20 protein-coding genes are annotated in these 17,813 nt (G+C 39.3%); 10 read left to right on the top strand and 10 right to left on the bottom strand.

Annotation, left to right across the window (positions count from 1 at the left end):
- Together ACNI3T_RS14280 and ACNI3T_RS14275 are read right to left on the bottom strand one after the other, a co-directional pair.
- On the bottom strand, positions 1–1,588 hold a 1,588-nt coding region (locus ACNI3T_RS14280; RefSeq protein WP_418228404.1), incomplete at its 3' end, for an amidohydrolase family protein.
- Between the two features lie 84 nt (positions 1,589–1,672).
- Positions 1,673–2,746 carry a DUF3810 domain-containing protein gene (locus ACNI3T_RS14275; RefSeq protein ID WP_418228403.1) on the bottom strand — a complete coding sequence of 358 codons (1,074 nt, stop codon included), beginning with the start codon at positions 2,744–2,746 and terminating at the stop codon, positions 1,673–1,675.
- 136 nt (positions 2,747–2,882) lie between these two features.
- On the opposite strand from ACNI3T_RS14275, the gene ACNI3T_RS14270 reads away from it, so the two are divergent.
- The gene (locus ACNI3T_RS14270) at positions 2,883–4,343 is read left to right on the top strand and encodes an aminoacyl-histidine dipeptidase (protein ID WP_418228402.1); all 1,461 of its coding nucleotides are present in this window, start codon (positions 2,883–2,885) and stop codon (positions 4,341–4,343) included.
- Between the two features lie 68 nt (positions 4,344–4,411).
- On the opposite strand, the gene ACNI3T_RS14265 is transcribed toward ACNI3T_RS14270, so the two are convergent.
- Genes ACNI3T_RS14265 through ACNI3T_RS14255 form a run of 3 tightly spaced genes read right to left on the bottom strand, consistent with a single transcriptional unit; the run spans position 4,412 to position 7,130 of the window.
- Positions 4,412–5,545, bottom strand: a complete 1,134-nt coding sequence (locus ACNI3T_RS14265; protein ID WP_418228401.1) for a peptidylprolyl isomerase — start codon at positions 5,543–5,545, stop codon at positions 4,412–4,414.
- On the bottom strand, positions 5,545–6,117 hold the full coding sequence (gldI, locus tag ACNI3T_RS14260) for a gliding motility-associated peptidyl-prolyl isomerase GldI (protein ID WP_418228400.1): 573 nt from the start codon (positions 6,115–6,117) through the stop codon (positions 5,545–5,547). Before gldI ends, ACNI3T_RS14265 begins: the two co-directional genes overlap by 1 nt.
- Positions 6,114–7,130, bottom strand: coding sequence for a DHH family phosphoesterase (locus ACNI3T_RS14255; protein ID WP_418228399.1), 1,017 nt, complete (start codon positions 7,128–7,130; stop codon positions 6,114–6,116). The genes gldI and ACNI3T_RS14255 overlap by 4 nt, the downstream gene beginning before the upstream one ends.
- Before the next feature lie 77 nt (positions 7,131–7,207).
- Between ACNI3T_RS14255 and ACNI3T_RS14250 the strand changes: the two genes are divergently transcribed.
- Together ACNI3T_RS14250 and ACNI3T_RS14245 are read left to right on the top strand one after the other, a co-directional pair.
- On the top strand, positions 7,208–8,224 hold the full coding sequence (locus ACNI3T_RS14250) for an alkaline phosphatase D family protein (protein WP_418228398.1): 1,017 nt from the start codon (positions 7,208–7,210) through the stop codon (positions 8,222–8,224).
- 75 nt (positions 8,225–8,299) lie between these two features.
- Positions 8,300–8,719: a nucleoside-diphosphate kinase gene (locus tag ACNI3T_RS14245; protein ID WP_026914833.1), complete on the top strand. Its 420-nt coding sequence runs from the start codon at positions 8,300–8,302 to the stop codon at positions 8,717–8,719.
- 68 nt (positions 8,720–8,787) lie between these two features.
- Here the strand turns inward: ACNI3T_RS14245 and ACNI3T_RS14240 are convergent, their stop codons facing one another.
- Genes ACNI3T_RS14240 through recF form a run of 4 tightly spaced genes read right to left on the bottom strand, consistent with a single transcriptional unit; the run spans position 8,788 to position 10,821 of the window.
- Positions 8,788–9,012, bottom strand: a complete 225-nt coding sequence (locus ACNI3T_RS14240; RefSeq protein ID WP_418228397.1) for a hypothetical protein — start codon at positions 9,010–9,012, stop codon at positions 8,788–8,790.
- A 9-nt stretch (positions 9,013–9,021) separates the two neighbouring features.
- Positions 9,022–9,324 (bottom strand): DciA family protein, encoded by a 303-nt coding sequence (locus tag ACNI3T_RS14235; RefSeq protein WP_322300691.1) that lies wholly within the window; start codon positions 9,322–9,324, stop codon positions 9,022–9,024.
- Positions 9,302–9,745, bottom strand: coding sequence for a lipocalin-like domain-containing protein (locus tag ACNI3T_RS14230; RefSeq protein ID WP_418228396.1), 444 nt, complete (start codon positions 9,743–9,745; stop codon positions 9,302–9,304). Before ACNI3T_RS14230 ends, ACNI3T_RS14235 begins: the two co-directional genes overlap by 23 nt.
- Positions 9,742–10,821, bottom strand: coding sequence for a DNA replication/repair protein RecF (gene recF, locus ACNI3T_RS14225; protein WP_418228395.1), 1,080 nt, complete (start codon positions 10,819–10,821; stop codon positions 9,742–9,744). The genes ACNI3T_RS14230 and recF overlap by 4 nt, the downstream gene beginning before the upstream one ends.
- 147 nt (positions 10,822–10,968) lie before the next feature.
- On the opposite strand from recF, the gene ACNI3T_RS14220 reads away from it, so the two are divergent.
- From ACNI3T_RS14220 to ACNI3T_RS14190, 7 genes are all read left to right on the top strand, one after another.
- A complete protein-coding gene (locus ACNI3T_RS14220; RefSeq protein WP_418228394.1) occupies positions 10,969–11,742 on the top strand; it encodes a tetratricopeptide repeat protein in 774 nt (257 codons plus the stop codon).
- A gap of 3 nt (positions 11,743–11,745) precedes the next feature.
- Complete coding sequence (gene ribH / locus ACNI3T_RS14215; protein ID WP_418228393.1) at positions 11,746–12,252, top strand: 6,7-dimethyl-8-ribityllumazine synthase; 507 nt, start codon at positions 11,746–11,748, stop codon at positions 12,250–12,252.
- Positions 12,253–12,358: 106 nt separating this feature from the next.
- On the top strand, positions 12,359–12,652 hold the full coding sequence (locus ACNI3T_RS14210) for a hypothetical protein (RefSeq protein WP_418228392.1): 294 nt from the start codon (positions 12,359–12,361) through the stop codon (positions 12,650–12,652).
- Positions 12,653–14,506, top strand: coding sequence for a DNA mismatch repair endonuclease MutL (gene mutL, locus ACNI3T_RS14205; RefSeq protein ID WP_418228391.1), 1,854 nt, complete (start codon positions 12,653–12,655; stop codon positions 14,504–14,506).
- On the top strand, positions 14,506–15,249 hold the full coding sequence (locus ACNI3T_RS14200; RefSeq protein WP_418228390.1) for a rhomboid family intramembrane serine protease: 744 nt from the start codon (positions 14,506–14,508) through the stop codon (positions 15,247–15,249). Before mutL ends, ACNI3T_RS14200 begins: the two co-directional genes overlap by 1 nt.
- Positions 15,249–16,154, top strand: coding sequence for a rhomboid family intramembrane serine protease (locus ACNI3T_RS14195; RefSeq protein ID WP_418228389.1), 906 nt, complete (start codon positions 15,249–15,251; stop codon positions 16,152–16,154). The genes ACNI3T_RS14200 and ACNI3T_RS14195 overlap by 1 nt, the downstream gene beginning before the upstream one ends.
- Complete coding sequence (locus tag ACNI3T_RS14190; protein WP_418228388.1) at positions 16,155–17,183, top strand: endonuclease/exonuclease/phosphatase family protein; 1,029 nt, start codon at positions 16,155–16,157, stop codon at positions 17,181–17,183.
- Here ACNI3T_RS14190 and ACNI3T_RS14185 read toward each other — a convergent pair.
- The gene (locus ACNI3T_RS14185) at positions 17,178–17,813 is read right to left on the bottom strand and encodes a WbqC family protein (protein WP_418228387.1); all 636 of its coding nucleotides are present in this window, start codon (positions 17,811–17,813) and stop codon (positions 17,178–17,180) included. The two genes, ACNI3T_RS14190 and ACNI3T_RS14185, sit on opposite strands and share 6 nt — an antisense overlap.

Genomic DNA, 17,813 nt, shown 5'->3' with positions numbered 1-17,813 from the left:
TTTCGGCGTCTTTCATAGTAGCCTCAAAACGGGTTTCCTTGCCATCAGGTAGAATTGCTTTACCTGAAATGTTCCTGGAGTTTGTTGGGACATTGGCCACCAGCCTAATGAATTCGGTCTTAGTAGTGTCTGGAGAAGAGATCAAAAGATTCATCCAGTTTTCTGAAATGCTCAATTTTGATCCAATTTTGGTCTCATTTAAAGTCACCTCAGCATTTGGCTTAGCCGGTTCTCCAGTGATGGCCAGCGTATAGGTTTTTCCGTCCAGTTTCAGGTCGTATTTCCCGGTTATATCGGTAACGTCCATACTATTCAGGACCTTCTTCTCTCCCTGAATCCAGTTCTCAAATAAGGTCGTTTCCTTATCAAAAAAGTCTCCGGAAGTGATGAGGAAGTTTGCCCAGGCACCTTCTTTAATAGTACCAATCTTCCCTTCCTGTCCCAGTGTTCTGGCAGGAATAGTAGTAAGAGCGGCTAAAGATGCTTCTTTGCTTAATCCAAATTCCATCGCTTTCATCAAATTAGACTTGAAGTCTTTGGCGGGATCGATGTCATGTGTAGTGATCGTAAATGGAATTTTCTGGTCTTCCAACATGGCTAGGTTTGAAGGAGCCTGGTTCCATTCCCTCATTTCTTCCAGACCAAGATGCTTAGCAAGATATGGATCTTCCACATCGAAAGCTGCAGGGAATTTTAGCGGAATTATATACGTAGCATTGGAGCTTTTTACTTTATCCAGTCGCTGGTATTCTTTCCCACTTCCCAGGAGTACGTATTGGATACCAAATTCGTCACCTACTTTATCTGCTCTAAATTCGTTCAGCAAATTATCTGTAGCAAAGATCTGAACTAGATCCTTATTGTTGTTCAAAGCTTCCAGAGCAAGGTCTTTATTCTTCGCATTTCCTTTTGCATACCAGTCGGCATCAATATAAGTTTGTCTTATAAGTGAAGTGGCACCCATTAGAGAAGTAGGGTAGGACTGTCTTGATAAGACGCTTTTGTCAAAAGAAAGGTACTGCGCAGACCTGTCATCGAGAATTCGGTCACCTTCGCTAACTTCAGGAGTCAACGCAACCAGCATTCCAGTGCCACGTACAATACCATCTGGAACATGAGTATTTACAGCACCAAAACCAGCTTCGAGAAGTTTATTGGCTTCATCAGAATCATACTTGAAATGAGCCACCGCATTAGTTTCAGGGCGAATATGATCGTTCCAGTAGAAACCTTCACGATTAGCGTCATATTGCGGACCATTTCCACCTTCTACGCGTTTTGGTTTACCTATTCCAAAACTGGAATAAAGGTCAATGAAAGAAGGATATACTTCTTTTCCTGTAAGGTCAACAACAATACTGTTTTTTGGAATAGAAATATTCTTTCCAACGGCAGTTATCTTTCCATCCTGAACGGCAAACATTCCATTCTCGATGGTCGTCTTTGGATCCACATGAATCCTGGCGTTTTTAAAAACGGTGTAATTGGTGTTTTCTGTTTTAACACCATCGTTCTTTGGGAAATAATCCTGTGCATAAGCAGAGCTAACACTCAGGACTATTCCCAAAAGCAGAAATTTTAATTTCATAAAAGTGGGTAGTTTTTGAAAATATAGATTGATTAAAATTTTAAGAGCCTTAAAGTACTAAAAATAGCAGAACTGTTAATCTTCCTACAGGTCGTTTCTTGCATCTTTATAGTAATTAACGAGCAAAGCCACCACATAACTGTAACTTTTCATGCCTCCAGCCTGATTATTGGCGATTAAGTAGCGGTTATAGGTCGCAGCGAAGATAGGTTCCAATGGATTCTCATGTTCAAGCCAGAATTCCTGTACTTCCCGGTAATTTTCAATGATTCCAGGGTTCATACTCTCCAGTAATCGTTCTCCTTCCTCTTTATCTCTTCTGAAGATTTCACTTAAACAATAACTCAAAGCAAAAGTATAACCGGAATATCTAAAATGAGGATCTGTATGGTTCATGGTGACCAGGCAGGCGATAAAATTTGCTTCATTTTCCTTGGCGAAACCCAGTTGGTGCCCTATTTCATGGCTGGCTGTAGTTGGGATTTTGTAAGGAACAATAATACTGTTCACCTGTGCTTCGTTGGTCAAAGGATTTAAATAACCGTTAAAACCCATATAGCTTAGAGGGATACTGTATATCGATCTCTTTAGTGAATTACCTTTATAGTTTAATTCAGGATAATTCAGAGCGATATGATCATAACCTTCAATGGTTCTTCGGAAGAGCTCTTTTTTTGAGAGTTCAAACTTTACGGAAGCCGAATCATTTTCAGCTAAATCATCATGCAGTTCATTGGATCTGCTGATGAGTATTTCTGAAAGTGTTACTAATTCTTCAGTAGTATATTCATTATCAATTTCAAGAGTTTTGTGTAATGGCTGGCGGTAATAATTCAAGCCCCAGAAAAGATGAAAGCAAAAATAAATGATGGACAGTGCAGCAAGCGAATCGGGGATCCATTGTTTCGGATTCTTGAATTTCTGACTAAATCTTCTCCAGATCCATTTCAGGAGTAAAATCACCAGGAGTGCGTACATAAGATCACCTAGTGAAAATGGTAGAATCCCAATGCTATATCTCAGAATACTGGAGATCACCGGGTAGATTCCGTTGGAATAATAGGTTTCGATAAAGAGAGATCCTCTATTGAGCAGGCTCAATAACATGACCTGGACAGGTAATAGGATGGCAAGAATGAGGGTCGTTTTCTTATTCACATTTTAAAAGTACAAATAATTCAAATCTGGCCTAACTTCAGTAATGATGAAAGCGCGTAAATTATACAGAATGTCAATGAATTTTTGTTTCAGCAGCTTAAAAGGTATCTTTGAAAACAATTGAAGAATTATAGATATGAACGAAGAAATAAGAGCATTAGAACCAAAAATATTATGGAATAAATTCGCCGATCTTAACGCGGTGCCACGGCCTTCCAAAAAAGAAGAGAGGGTTATTGAATTTATCAAAAAATTTGGAAACGATCTTGACCTTAAGACCGAAGTTGATTCTGTAGGAAATGTAGTGATCTGCAAACCAGCTACGACAGGATTGGAAAACAGGAAAAAGATCGTGCTGCAGGCTCACCTTGACATGGTGCACCAGAAAAATAATGATACAGACTTCAATTTTGATACACAGGGAATCGAGATGTATGTAGATGGAGACTGGGTTAGAGCTAAGGGAACTACCTTAGGAGCCGATAATGGTCTGGGCGTGGCTACCATGATGGCGATTCTGGAAAGCGACTCTATAGAGCACCCTGCGATCGAAGCTTTGTTTACAATAGATGAAGAAACGGGAATGACCGGTGCGAAAGGTTTAAGTCCTGATCTTCTGGAAGGTGATATTTTATTGAACCTTGATACAGAAGAGGATGACGAAATTGGTATAGGTTGTGCCGGTGGTGTGGATATCACAGCGAGCAGAACTTACAAAGTAGAAAGTACTCCAGATTCCTATCGTGCCTTTGCTATCAAGGTAAAAGGACTTATGGGTGGACATTCCGGAATGGACATCATTAAAGGCCTGGCAAATGCTAATAAATTACTGAACCGCCTGCTTATTAATACTACGGAAGAATATAAGCTTAGACTCTCTTCTATTAATGGTGGCGGATTAAGAAATGCGATTCCAAGAGAAAGTGAAGCGATCATTGCTTTGCCCGAAACTGAAGAAGAAAGTTTTAAAAAAGAACTTGATAAGAGGATCAATCTTATTAAAGCTGAATTTTCTTCTCTGGAACCTAATATGAAAATTGAAATTCAAAAAGTTCCTTCTGAAGTTGAGGTTATGGATATTGATTCTCAGGAAAAGCTATTACTGGCACTTGCAGCGGCCCACAACGGAGTTTATAGAATGAGTCCGGAGATCGAAGATCTTGTGGAAGCTTCAAATAATGTTGCGAAAGTTAGTGTAGAGGGTGGAAAGATCGAGATCAAATGTTTGACAAGAAGCTCTGTTGAATCCAGTCGTGATGATCTGGCTGATTCTCTAAAATCTGTCTTTAAACTGGCAGGTTTTGATGTAAAACTGTCTGGAGAATACCCTGGATGGGCTCCAAATAGTGATTCAGATATTCTAAAGACTCTGGATGAGATCTACGAAAGGATGAATGGTGAAAAGGCTAATATCGCAGCATGCCATGCAGGTCTTGAATGTGGTATCATTGGAAGCCATTATCCTGAAATGGATATGATCTCTTTTGGACCAACTATACGCGGAGCTCACTCACCAGATGAACGCGCTAGTATTAGCTCTGCTCAGAAATACTGGAAATTTTTATTAGAGGTTTTAAAGAATATTCCAGAGAACTAGGAATGTTTTCTATAAACAATAAGCCCCGTGCAGATGCACGGGGCTTTTTTTATGACTGATTTTACTTACTATTGCTGATCTTCTCCTGCAATTCCAACTACAGAGATCTTAAATACAAGATCTGAGTTTGGCGGGATTGCTCTGCCATAGCCTCTTTCTCCATAACCTAAATGGCTTGGGATAAAAGCTACAATTTCGTCACCAACCTGCATCTGCTGGATTGCTTCTTTAAATCCAGGGATCATTGGAGCGTCCGGTCCATAAACCACATCCATTGGCTGGTAACCCATAGCCTGGTCTCTTCTATGGTCATAAATTCCAAATTCCTCGGCAAGTTCTTTCTTGTTCGTATCAAAGATCTTCCCGTCTGCGAAATAACCTTCATAGTTCACTTTTACCGTTTGTCCCTGCTTAGGCTGAGTTCCATCACCTTCAGTAATAAAATGTAATTTTAATCCGCTTTCCAGAGAATCTGCTTTGGCTTCAAGAGCAGCGAACTCTTCAATTCTTTTGGATCTTACTTCTTGTAGCTCTTTTTCTTTAGCTTCATTTTCAGCTTCAAGATCGGCAAGTTCCTGTTCAAAAACTTTTGGAGCCTCAAAATTCTTAGCAGCTTTTCCCTTTCTAATGATATTCACCTCATTCATGGTAATATCTTTCACAGGACGATCTCTAGGACCAGTCTCGGTCTTTCCAATCGCTTCAACGACATCCATACCTTTTACTACTTTTCCAAAGACCGTATGTTTACCATCAAGCTGCATTACCGGTTCCAGAGTGATAAAAAACTGACTCCCATTGGTTCCAGGACCTGCATTGGCCATAGATAAAATTCCTTTTTCGTCATGACTCAAAGAATCCTTAAATTCATCAGGGAATTTATAACCCGGTCCACCGCTACCGGTTCCCATAGGATCTCCACCTTGGATCATGAATCCATCGATCACACGGTGAAATACAATACCGTCGTAATATTTTTTGCCTTTAAAAGTACTGTCTACCATAGTGCTGCTTCCTTCAGAAAGCGATACGAAATTAGCAACGGTCATAGGAGTTTCCTCGTGATAAAGCTCAGCGATTATAGGCCCCATAGAGGTGTTAAACTCAACATACATCCCGTCTTCAAGTTCCGGGTATTCTTCTTTACATGAAAATAAGCTAATCGCAACGGCGAAAAGCACAAATAAACTTTTTGTCTTCATTATTGTTCCTTGGTTTCTGTGTTTGATTGTTCTTCTTCCTTTATAGAGTGTAAGGTCACTTTAGCGCTAATAGGTTTATTGCTTCCAATACGTTCCTGATCCCCATAATAGCCGAATGCTTTATGCGAAGGGAATAGGAATGTAACTGTTTCGCCTTCTTTCATTAATTTGAGACCCTGGCGAAGACCGGTAAATAATTTTTCACGATCTATAGCATATTCCCGTGTAGGTTTGTCACCTTCAGCATAAATAGCTTCACCTTCAATTGTAGAGATACTATAATCGAAAGTTACGATATCACCAAATTCGGGCGTTTCAGTATTGAGGCTGTCCAGTGTCTTGTTATTGTAGTAATACCAGAATCCATCTGCTGAGGTTATATATTCCGTACTGGTATTTTCTCCCATTACCTGTTTGATATAATTTTCTTCCTGCGCGATCATTTCCCTGTTCTTTTCTACAGATTGATCGATATACGAGCCACTGCTTTGGGAAACCGGATAACGTGCTTCAGGAGATTTACAGGAAACTATGGCAATCGCCATTACTATTAGAAATAGAAACTTTTTCATTGAGTTAATTCTTGCTCATATTCAGGCAGGATCTTATTGAAACGTAAGATTGTATCATTCATGGAAAGATCACTTTTTCCTCCGGCCGCATTAATATGTCCGCCACCTTCAAAATGTGCACGGGCAAACTTGTTCACATCGAAAGTTCCTTTAGACCTGAAACTAATTTTTATGATCTTCTCACTCTCATTCTCAATAAAAATGACTGCAAATTTAATTCCATCCAGACTTAAACCATAATTTACAAAACCTTCGGTATCACCTTTCTTAAAATTTTGACGGTCTAACTCTTCCTGAGTAAGGCTGATGTAAGCGGTATTAAATTCTGAAATCACTTTTAAATTCTGAAGTGCTGTCCCAAGCAACTGCAGTTTATTTCCAGAATTGGTATCGTAGATATTATTATGGATCTCAGAATTTTTCGCTCCCTTGTCCATCAGGTCTGCGATAACACGATGCGTATCACTGGAAGTAGAGCTAAATCTGAAACTTCCGGTATCTGTCATGATTCCGGTGTATAAACAGGTGGCAATTTCTGGAGTGATCTGTTTGCCAGCGCGTAGCTTTTCAATGAATTTATGTACCATCTCGCAGGTAGAACTCATCGTGGAATCACTATAAGTATAATGAGCGTAATCTGAAGGTTCCTGGTGGTGATCTATCATGACGAAAACAGCATCGGAAGCTCTAAGGGATTCTACCATTCCGCCACATCGGGATAGGTCATTAAAATCAAGTGTAAAAACGATCTGAGCTTCAGCGATCAATTGATCTGAAACTTCTTTTTGCTGCTCATATATATAAACTTCCTCACTACCTGGAAGCCACTTTAAAAAATGTGGATAATCGTTAGGAGCAATAACATTCGCTTTATGACCTTTATCTCTTAAAAAATGCATTAATCCAAGAGTAGAGCCCATCGCATCACCATCAGGTCCTTTGTGCGGGACGATCACGATATTATCTGCCTTTGCCAGTTCTGCCGTGATTTCGAGTATTCTTGTGTCTATCATAATCGAGGTTAAATATACAATATAATAACACTATAGAAACAGTGGAAGCCTTAAATTTGAGCTTGTAAATTACAACTATGAAACAAAGATTACTGGTATTCCTTTTTATATCCATCCTCGTGTCCTGCGGGTCTACCGAAGATATTAAGCTGGAGAAAGAGCCGGATTATATCATTGCTTTTGGAAGCTGTAACCGGGAAGATGCACCCCAGCCTTTATGGAGCGAAATTCTCAAAAATGAACCTGATGTTTTCTTATGGGGAGGTGACAATGTATATGCAGATACAGATGTTCCTGAAGTTTTAGGAGAAGCTTATGCTGTTCAGAAAAGTAATGAAGGATATCAAAAGTTACTTAGCAGCGTGCCAGTCTATGGGGTTTGGGATGATCACGATTACGGCCAGAACGATGGAGGTAGGGATTATGAGATTAAAGAAGAAAGTCAGCAGTATTTCCTTGACTTCATGGGTGTTGCGAAAAATGATCCAAGAAGAGACCGGGAAGGAATCTATAGTTCAGAGATTCTGGAGACGCCCAAAGGCTCAATAAAAGTGATCATGTTAGATACCCGTTATTTTCGAGATGATCTCCTTAGGAATAGTGATGCTAACAGGCGCTATGAGCCTTCGAGCGGCAGCATACTTGGCGAACAGCAGTGGAGCTGGTTGCGAAATGAATTAGAAACTTCGAATGCGCAGTTCAATATTATTCTTTCCAGTATCCAGATACTTTCAGATGAACACGGATTTGAAACCTGGGGTAATTTCCCTTCGGAAGCACAAAGATTAAAAGATCTTATTGTTGCTTCGGAAGCAAAAAATGTCATCCTGTTAAGTGGAGACCGCCATATCTCTGAATTTTCCGAAGAAAGAATCAACGGTCTTAGCTATCCTCTGGTAGATTTTACAAGTAGCGGACTCACCCATACTTATGAAGCTTTTGATGGTGAGCCCAATGAGCACAGAGTAGGAGAGGTAGTGAGCAAAAAGAGTTTTGGCTTATTGAAATTCGACTTTGAGAATTCTAGAGTAAGCATGGAAATGCGCGGACTTAATAACCGTAAGCAGCAGGATTATATCGTTGAATTCCAGTAAGTCAACATATTGGAAGAAAGCACTTGTTTATGCCCATAAATAATTTATTTTTGCACCAAATTTAAAAACCAGATAATGGCAGATAATAGAACATTCACCATGATTAAGCCAGATGCAGTTGAAAACGGGCATATTGGTGGAATATTAGATCAAATCACCGCTTCAGGATTTAGAATCGTAGCGATGAAACTTACTCAAATGACCAAGAGAGATGCTGAAACTTTTTATGCTGTGCATAACGAGCGTCCATTTTTCGGGGAATTAGTTGAATTCATGACTCGCGGACCTATTGTTGCTGCGATCCTTGAGAAGGACAATGCTGTTGAAGATTTCAGAACATTGATTGGTGCTACAAACCCAGAAGATGCTGCTGAAGGAACTATCAGAAAAAAATATGCTACCAGTATTGGTGAGAACGCTGTTCACGGAAGTGATAGCGACGAGAATGCACAAATCGAAGGTGCTTTCCATTTTGCAGGTAGAGAGATGTTCTAATTAGAACTCATCCAAAACAAAAAAAACCCGGACTGAAAAGTCCGGGTTTTTTTTGTTTTATCAAATTTCTAAATCTCAATTGGTTTGGTAAACCAAGACCATTTAAAAATGTAGCTATCGCCCTCCTTTGCGGGGTGTAGCCGTGGAGAAATACATACCGTGATAAGAGCTGTAATTAAAGTATTTGATATGCCGTCCAACTCAAAGAAATATCTTAGAAATTCACTGATCGCCATCATAAGTCCGGTGAAAACCAGCAAAAACGCCAGAAAATATTTCAGTCTCTTATTCATACTGCCAAATTAACGTAAAACCAGCTTTTTAACCAATTCCTGGTTCATTTCCTCGTTAAGGTTTTTAATGATCTTTTCCTTTCCATAACTTAATTCCTCTCTTAGTACAGAAGAACTCAATTGCACGAACAGCGTGTCATGCTTCAGTTTAAGTCCGGTAGTGTATTTTGCAATCGCAGGCCCCATCTGGTTATTCCATACTTCCCGTATCTGTACCTGATTCAATCCCTTTGTGTCAAGCTTGTTCTCGCCTACAAAACTTTTCAGCAGATCACCGAGGACCATTTCTTCATTCTTTCGTCTCTTCTTCATTTGTGCTAATTAAAGGTTCGTATTTTTTATAATAATATTTTTTATCATCGCGATTTTTGATGACCAGTTCATCTTCCGTAGCTACCACAACCGTTTCCTGCCATTCATCGAAAGCTGTACTATAATATAGGTTCAAAACATCATCTTCGATCTTCGCGGTAATTTTTTCTGAATCATTTGAAGCTTTTATATAACCACCATCGATCTTTGGCTGAAGTTTCTTTCGAAAACCAACACTATCCTTGATCTCTATATAATCAATGTATTGGCTCAAACTATATTCTACTACAGAGTCATTCTCAACTTCCACTTTCTCGATCGTCCAGTACCCGGTGAGATTTTGCAATTGCTCATTGGGGTCCGTGTTCGTACAGGAAGTTAGAACTATAGCAACTAATAATAAGTAGAAAGCTTTTTTCAAAGTTTAAAAATTTTATAAGATTGATTACTGCCTTTTACAACCTTCTCGGTTCTATCTGCGTGAGTATCACTAAGAAAGATCTGTCCAAGTTCATTGGTAGCCACTAACGCTACTATATGAGCAACCCTGTTTTCATCAAGTTTGTCAAAGATATCATCCAGCAGGAGAATAGGGTTCACCTGGCTAATTTTTTTTATAAAATCGAACTGTGCCAGTTTTAATGCGATCAAAAAGCTCTTTTGCTGTCCCTGGGAGCCGAACTTTTTAATAGGGTGACCCTCGATTTCAAAACTAAGGTCATCTTTATGGGTTCCCACAGAGGTGTATTGTAAAGCCATATCCTTCTGAAGGTTTTCTTCAAGCAGTGATGATAAAGACTTTTCAGATAACTGACTCTTATAGTTAATATCTACGATCTCTTTATTATTAGTAATATCAGCATAACGTTTATTGAAGATCGGTATGAACTCTTTGAGAAAGCTTTTTCGTTTTTCGAATAGATCCTGTCCAAGGTTACTAATTTGATGGTTGTAAACTTCCAGGGTATCACGATCGAAAGTAGAATTGGCAGCAAAATACTTCAATAATGAATTTCGCTGTGAGATCTGTTTCGTATAATTCAGTAATGATTGGAGATAGGATTGATCGCTTTGAGAAATAACACCGTCCATAAACTTTCTCCTTGTTTCTGAACCTTCAATAATAAGATCACGATCTGCAGGAGATATGATCACGGTAGGAATAAAACCTATATGATCACTCACTTTATCGTAGATTTTATTATTTCGTTTGATCACCTTTTTTTGTCCTTTCTTGGCGCTAACCAGGATCTTTTCAGCTTTATCATTCTTTTCGAATTCTCCATCCACGACGAAAAATTCAGCATCATGATTGATATTCTGAGAAGTGATCGGATTAAAATAGCTTTTTCCGAAGGAGAGATGGTAAATACTATCCAGAACGTTAGTTTTTCCAACGCCGTTATTACCAACCAGGCAATTGATCTTATTGTCAAAAGTAAATTCAGCCGTCTTTAGATTCTTGTAATTGAGAAGGCTAAGATTTTTTAGGTGCATAAATGGCTGTTTTTCAGCTAGAAATATGAGAAATGAAGAAGTATTTTGAAAGCTGCAAAAGGACTTCAAATTATTCAAAAAATACAAATATTTTCTCTTTTAATTTTCACAAAATATTATATTTTTGCCACGCATTAAAAATTTTTTATGGCATCTTATAAGAAAAGAGGATACAAGCCTTCCGGGAAATCTGAGAAGGAACAAATCGAAGAACAGGAATCAACAACTGCTGAAGTTTTTAACAGTTTAGATGAAGGGGCAAGTAGAACCGAAACCTGGGTCGCCGATAATCAAAAGTATATCTACATTATTGTGGGAGTTGCTATCGTTGCTGTACTTGGATACCTTGGATATAATCGTTTTATCCATGAACCAAAACAGAACGAAGCTGCCAATGAGATGGCAATGGCACAGAACTACATGGCTTCAGCTCTTAGAGCAAATGGAGCACAGAGTGATTCCCTTTACAATCTTGCACTTAATGGTGGGGAAGGAAAATACGGATTCCTTGATATTATAGAGAATTATGGTGGTACCGATGCTGCCAATCTTGCACAGTATAATGCTGGTTTCGCTTATCTTAGAACTGGAAAGTATCAGGAAGCTATCGAGCAACTGGAAGGATTTAGTAGTGATGATGAGATTTTCTCTGCACTAGCAACTGGTGGAATTGGAGATGCTTTTCTGCAGCTAGACCAGCCGGAAGAAGCTTTAGGTTATTACGAGAAGGCCGCAGAAATGCGTACAAATTCATTCACCACCCCAAGATTTCTTCTAAAAGCTGCGATCACTGCAATTAATACTGGTGATGCTGATGCTGCGGAAGAATATTTAATGAAGATCGAAGAGGAGTATGCAGATTCTCCTGAAGCAGATAAGGTGGCGGTCTATCTTGGACAGGCTCGCGCTATGAAAAAATAATATATGGCTACAAAAGGTAATAACCTTTCAGAGTACGATAAAAATACGATCCCAAACGCGAAAGACTTTCGGTTTGGGGTTGTTGTTTCTGAATGGAATGAGGAAATTACACAAGGTTTGTTTCAGGGAGCATTTGATGCGTGGATCGAAAACGGAGTGCAAAAGGAGAATATTGTACGCTGGAACGTTCCAGGTAGCTTTGAACTTATTTACGGTTGCAAGAAAATGCAGGAAAGTTTTGAAATGCTGGATGCAATCGTTGCCGTTGGAAATGTGATACAGGGAGAGACTAAGCATTTCGATTTTGTATGTGATGGTGTAACCCAGGGTATTAAAGACCTTAATGTACAAACAGATATCCCGGTCATATTCTGTGTGCTTACAGATAATAATATCGAACAGTCTCGAGCCAGAAGTGGTGGAGAACACGGGAATAAAGGAACAGAAGCTGCAATTGCCGCAATAAAGATGGCTCAGCTTAGAAAGGACGCAAAATTCTACAAAGGATAAGCGGGATTTTCAAAACGGCATTGTCTTTGTGTTCTTATTAATCGAATAAGACTTCGGAATTCTGAAGCATTTTGAGTAAATTTGGAACAGCAAACAATCTACAGTTTTGAAAATCAATTTAGGCAAGATCAGGAAAAATACCAGGTATAATTACACTCCTCGTTATTATAAGGGGAAGGATACCGGGAACGTCTATGATTTTGACTCAAAATTCAACAAATACAGAGAAGCTACAAATGCGATCGATTTTGGTTCTCACTGGGCTGATGCTCGTGAATCCAGTCGAACGCGAGGTAATAGGAGTATTAACCGCCGTGTTGTTTACATCATTGTAGTACTCGTCTTTATTTGCCTGTGGATATTAGATTTTGATTTGTCCATTTTCTCGAATCCCCGTTAGATGAATAACATTATTCAACTGTTGCCCGATCATGTTGCAAACCAGATCGCTGCGGGTGAGGTGGTTCAACGACCGGCTTCAGTAATCAAAGAACTTCTCGAAAATAGCATAGACGCTCATTCTGGTCGTATACAGGTAGTCATTAAAGACGCTGGTAAGACCTTGATTCAAGTCATTGATGATGGTGCTGGAATGAGTATCACAGATGCGCGCATGAGTTTTGAAAGACATGCAACTTCTAAAATAAAAATTGCCGATGATCTTTTTGCTTTGAGAACCAAAGGTTTCCGAGGTGAAGCCCTCGCATCTATTGCTGCGATCGCGCACGTGGAGTTAAAGACGAAGACAGAGAACGACGAGGTTGGCACATGCATTAAGATCGAAGGAAGTAAGATCTCTGCCCAGGATCCCTGCGTAACTCCACAGGGAACCTGTATCAGTGTTAAAAATCTTTTTTACAATATACCAGCCCGGAGAAATTTTTTAAAGTCTGATAATGTTGAAACCCGGCATATCATTGATGAATTTCAACGTGTGGCGCTGGCGCATCCAGATATTAGTTTTTCACTTACACATAACGGGAACGAATTATTTCAATTGCCTGCTGCCAATCATCGCCAGAGAATCACCAACATTCTTGGTGGAAAAACGAACGAAAAACTTGTTCCGGTTGAAGAAGATACTGGTATCGTCAAAATTTCCGGATTCGTAGGAAAACCTGAATTCGCAAAAAAGAGCAGGGGAGAACAGTTCTTCTTCGTGAATAATCGTTTTATTAAAAGTCCGTATTTAAATCATGCTGTTGTAGCATCTTTTGAAGGGCTGCTGAAAGATAAAAGCTACCCGAGCTATTTTCTTTATCTGGATGTAGATCCAAAAACGATCGATATTAACATTCATCCTACTAAAACTGAGATCAAGTTTGATGATGAGCATGCCTTGTATGCTATTTTAAAAAGTGCGATCAAGCATTCGCTCGGGCAGTTTAATGTAGCGCCTATTCTGGATTTTGATCGGGACTCTGAATTGGATACACCGTATAATTATCAGTCAAAACAGGCGAGTGCGCCGCAGATCGAGGTAGATCGAAATTTTAATCCATTTCAATCTGAAAACTCTGCACGTTCCTATAACCCTTCAAATTCTGGATACAGGAGAGAAAAGCCTGCGGAATGGGAAAGTTTGTACTCCGGTTTGGAATCTGAGTCAACTTCAGAAGTAGATGTTCGGCAAATAGAATTTGAAAGTGAAGAAGTTACCGGTAATCTTTTTGCCGGGAAAGAGGATGAGATCGAGAAATCCACCTTTCAGCTTCATAAAAAATATATTATTTCCACTTTAAAGAGCGGTATACTCGTTATTGATCAACACCGTGCTCATACACGCATCCTATACGAGGAATTATTAAAGAATATTACTGTTTCTGCAGCAGTTAGTCAGCAATTATTATTTCCTTTGAAACTTCAGTTCAATCATCAGGAAATGGAGATGCTGCAGGAGATCAAAGAATCGCTGGAACAGACCGGTTTTATCTTTTCATCATTCGATAAGGATGAAGTGGAGATCTCTGGGATTCCAACGCTGATCTCAGAAAGTGAAGTAGAAATGTTACTGGAACAGCTCATTGCCGACTTTGAAAAAGACGTTCCTGATAATGGATTTTCTCAAACCGATCTATTATCAAAATCCTTGGCAAATTCAATGGCAGTACGTTCTGGAACCATGTTGAATTCAGCTGAGCAACAACATATTGTTAACCGACTTTTTGCCTGTAAAGAACCGGCTCTAAGTCCTTCAAATAGAACCATTTTCACTACGCTATCTATAGAGGAACTGGACAAAAAATTTGCCTGATGGGAAGAATTACGGATACGGTAAAGACGTTATTGATTATCAATGTGATATTTTTCATTGGGAGTCAGTTATTAGGTGATGTAGCCTACGAGTATTTCGCACTCTGGTTCGTCAAGAATCCGAACTTCCAGGTTTGGCAGATTGTAACCCATATGTTCATGCATGGTAGTTTTACACATATTCTTTTTAATATGTATGCATTGTGGGCTTTTGGTGGACCTATAGAGCAAATGCTGGGACAGAAAAGATTTTTATTTTTTTACTTCACCGCCGGGATTGGAGCCGCTTTGCTACATACGCTAGTGAATTTTTATGGGTACCAGTCGGGAGTTCAGGATTTACTGGATGCCGGGATGAATATGACCCAGGTGGATAACTTCTTTTTAACCGGGGAGTATCCCAAAGCTATTCTGGACACTGTTCCCATGGATACTTTACAAAGTGCCTACGAAGCCTTCACTACGCCAGCTGTTGGGGCTTCCGGAGCAATATATGGGATTCTGGTAGCGTTTGGTATGATGTTTCCTAATGTAGAATTATTTCTGTTATTCGTGCCCGTACCAATTAAAGCTAAATATTTTATCCCTGCGATCATTCTATTAGACCTGTTCTCAGGGGTGACTGGCTATTCATTATTTGGAGGGTCTATAGCACATTTTGCCCACGTTGGAGGCGCCCTTTTCGGGTTCCTGATGATGTATTACTGGAAAAAGAATCAGTTTAACGACAATCGCTGGTACTAATGAGCGCAGCAGACAAAATAAGATTTAAGTTACAAACTGCTACGGTAGTGGAGAAGCTTATTGCGGTGAACGTACTGGCGTTCCTTGTTTTCTACCTATTCAGAACCATTGCCTATTTATTCAATATACCTTCAGATTTTTTACTGGAATGGTTAGTTTTTCCGAAGGAGCCGCTGGAATATATTATGAAGCCATGGTCGATCATTACCTATGCATTTCTACATAGCGGGATCTGGCATATTGCATCCAACATGCTTATTCTATATTTTTCGGGAATCTATTTTCTGAATTATTTTTCACCTAAAAGACTACTGAATTACTATTTCCTGGGGATTATCATTGGAGCGTTGGTCTATATGCTTAGCTATAACCTTTTTCCAGCATTCCAGGGTACAGGTAAATCTTATCTGATAGGAGCTTCCGCAGGAGTGATGGCTGTACTTATAGGAATAGCCACACACGTCCCGAACATGAGAGTGAGATTAATGCTGATAGGCAGTGTGAAATTCTGGTATATCGCCGCATTTCTGGTTGCACTTGATGTCATACAAATTCCAATGGGTAACGCAGGGGGTCATTTTGCGCATCTTGGAGGTGCAGCTCTAGGGTATATTTATACTAAACAGCTTCAGAAAGGAAATGATATTGGAAAATGGTTCGAGAATATTATGGATAGTGTGGCGGCTTTATTTAAACCAGCCGAACGCAAGCCAAAAATGAAAACCGTTCATCGTAACAAGACTCAGGCTGCAAAACCACGCAATATAAAAACGAAAACTTCCTCAAGTAAAAATGAGAAACAACAAAAAATAGATAACATCCTTGACAAGATCAGCAAAAGCGGATATGAAAGTTTGTCCAAGGCTGAAAAAGACTATTTATTTCAGGCCGGTAAAGAAGATTAGATGAAGAATCTAAATCTTTTCGACAAGCTTGTCTTTGTACTTAATTCGCTTGCAGCTACGGCCTTACTGTTCTCCTACTTATTACCTCATGTTCCTCCAAAGACCTTTCCGCTACTTTCTGTACTAAGTCTGGGAGTTCCGGTACTCATTATTTTAAATACACTTTTTCTTGTTTACTGGTTGATAAGACTTAAAAGACAATTATTGCTTTCCCTGATCGTGCTTTTACTAGGCTATAATTATATCTCTGTCTTTGTAAACTTCGGAAATGATATCGATGAAGAACTGGAAGCAGATCTTACGTTAATGAGTTATAACGTTCGAATGTTCAACGCCTATAACTGGACCGAAAGGACCGATATTCCTGAAAAGATCACTGCTTTTGTAAAAGAAAAGGATCCGGATATTCTTAGTGTGCAGGAACATTATGTTGGTGCTGCCGAATTATCGAAAATCTATCCATATAAGTACGTTAAGCTGAAGGGTAAGAATTCAGAATTTGGATCGGCGATCTTTTCTAAATATCCAATTTTAAAGGAGCATTCCGTAGACTTCCCCCATGATGGGAATAACAATGCAATATATGCGGATGTTCTGGTTAATAATGATACACTGCGTATTTTTAATGTGCATTTCCAGTCATTAAATATTAAACCAGGGATCACCGATCTTAAGAGCGAAGATTCTAAGAAATTACTTGGTAGAATTGGTTATGGCTTCTCTTTGCAGCAGGAACAGGCAGAAATGATGATGAAAGAAGTAGAAAGATCCCCTTTTAAGACCATTATTATGGGTGATTTTAATAATACCAGTTTCTCTTATATTTATGACCTGGTGCGTCAGGATGGTCGATTTAACGATGCATTTTTATCGGCAGGTACAGGCTTCGGAAAAAGCTTTAAACTGAATTATTTTCCACTTCGTATCGATTTCTTATTGATAGAAAAGCAAATGGAAATACTCGAATTTGAAAGATTTGAAGTTGACTTCTCAGATCATTTCCCAGTAACTACTTCAATTAAACTATAAAGTTTGTTCCTTTAGGTAAGCCAGTGATGCTGGCCCTTCATTAAAGATAAGGTCGAGAACACAAAGGTTGTTTAAAAAACCTTGCTTCTCTTCAAAAACCTGGTGATACCTCTCACTTTCAAACCCAGAATCTGATTTTGCATCTATAAGGTTTCTAAGGTCAACAGTTCCCTCCGGCTTCAGTTCAAATTCCGATGTTTGATCAAAAGTCCATTCTATCTGCAAGGAATTGGCGACAAATTCCATACAGCGATAATTGAAATCCAGTAGGTATTTGAACTTATTTTTGTAAAGTGGTCTTAATTCATCTTCGTAAAACTCGAAGAAAGGAGAGGTCTGGTACGACGCTTTAAACGCTCGCCAGTGTTGCAACTGCCAAGGGAAGTCATTCTCGATCTGTATATCCCGATATTTTTGCCTGGTTTTTTTTGGGAGCCCCAAAGCAGCACTGTGCTTAATTGGAATATTCAGAGTCAGTTTTCCGTTCGCGTCATATATATACATGCGGTTGCGATAGGTTTGTTTCTGGTAATTATCTTCAGATTCAAATACTACTGCTTCAGCTTTGGTAAAAGCAACCCATTGGCTCACAGGTCCAAAATAGGAGGGATGTAATAAAACCGGATCCAT

The organism is Christiangramia qingdaonensis (assembly GCF_048381525.1).
In the GTDB taxonomy this organism is placed as follows: Bacteria; Bacteroidota; Bacteroidia; order Flavobacteriales; family Flavobacteriaceae; genus Christiangramia.
Note: the sequence above shows the minus strand (reverse complement) of the source record. Positions and strands in the feature narration are given on the sequence as shown.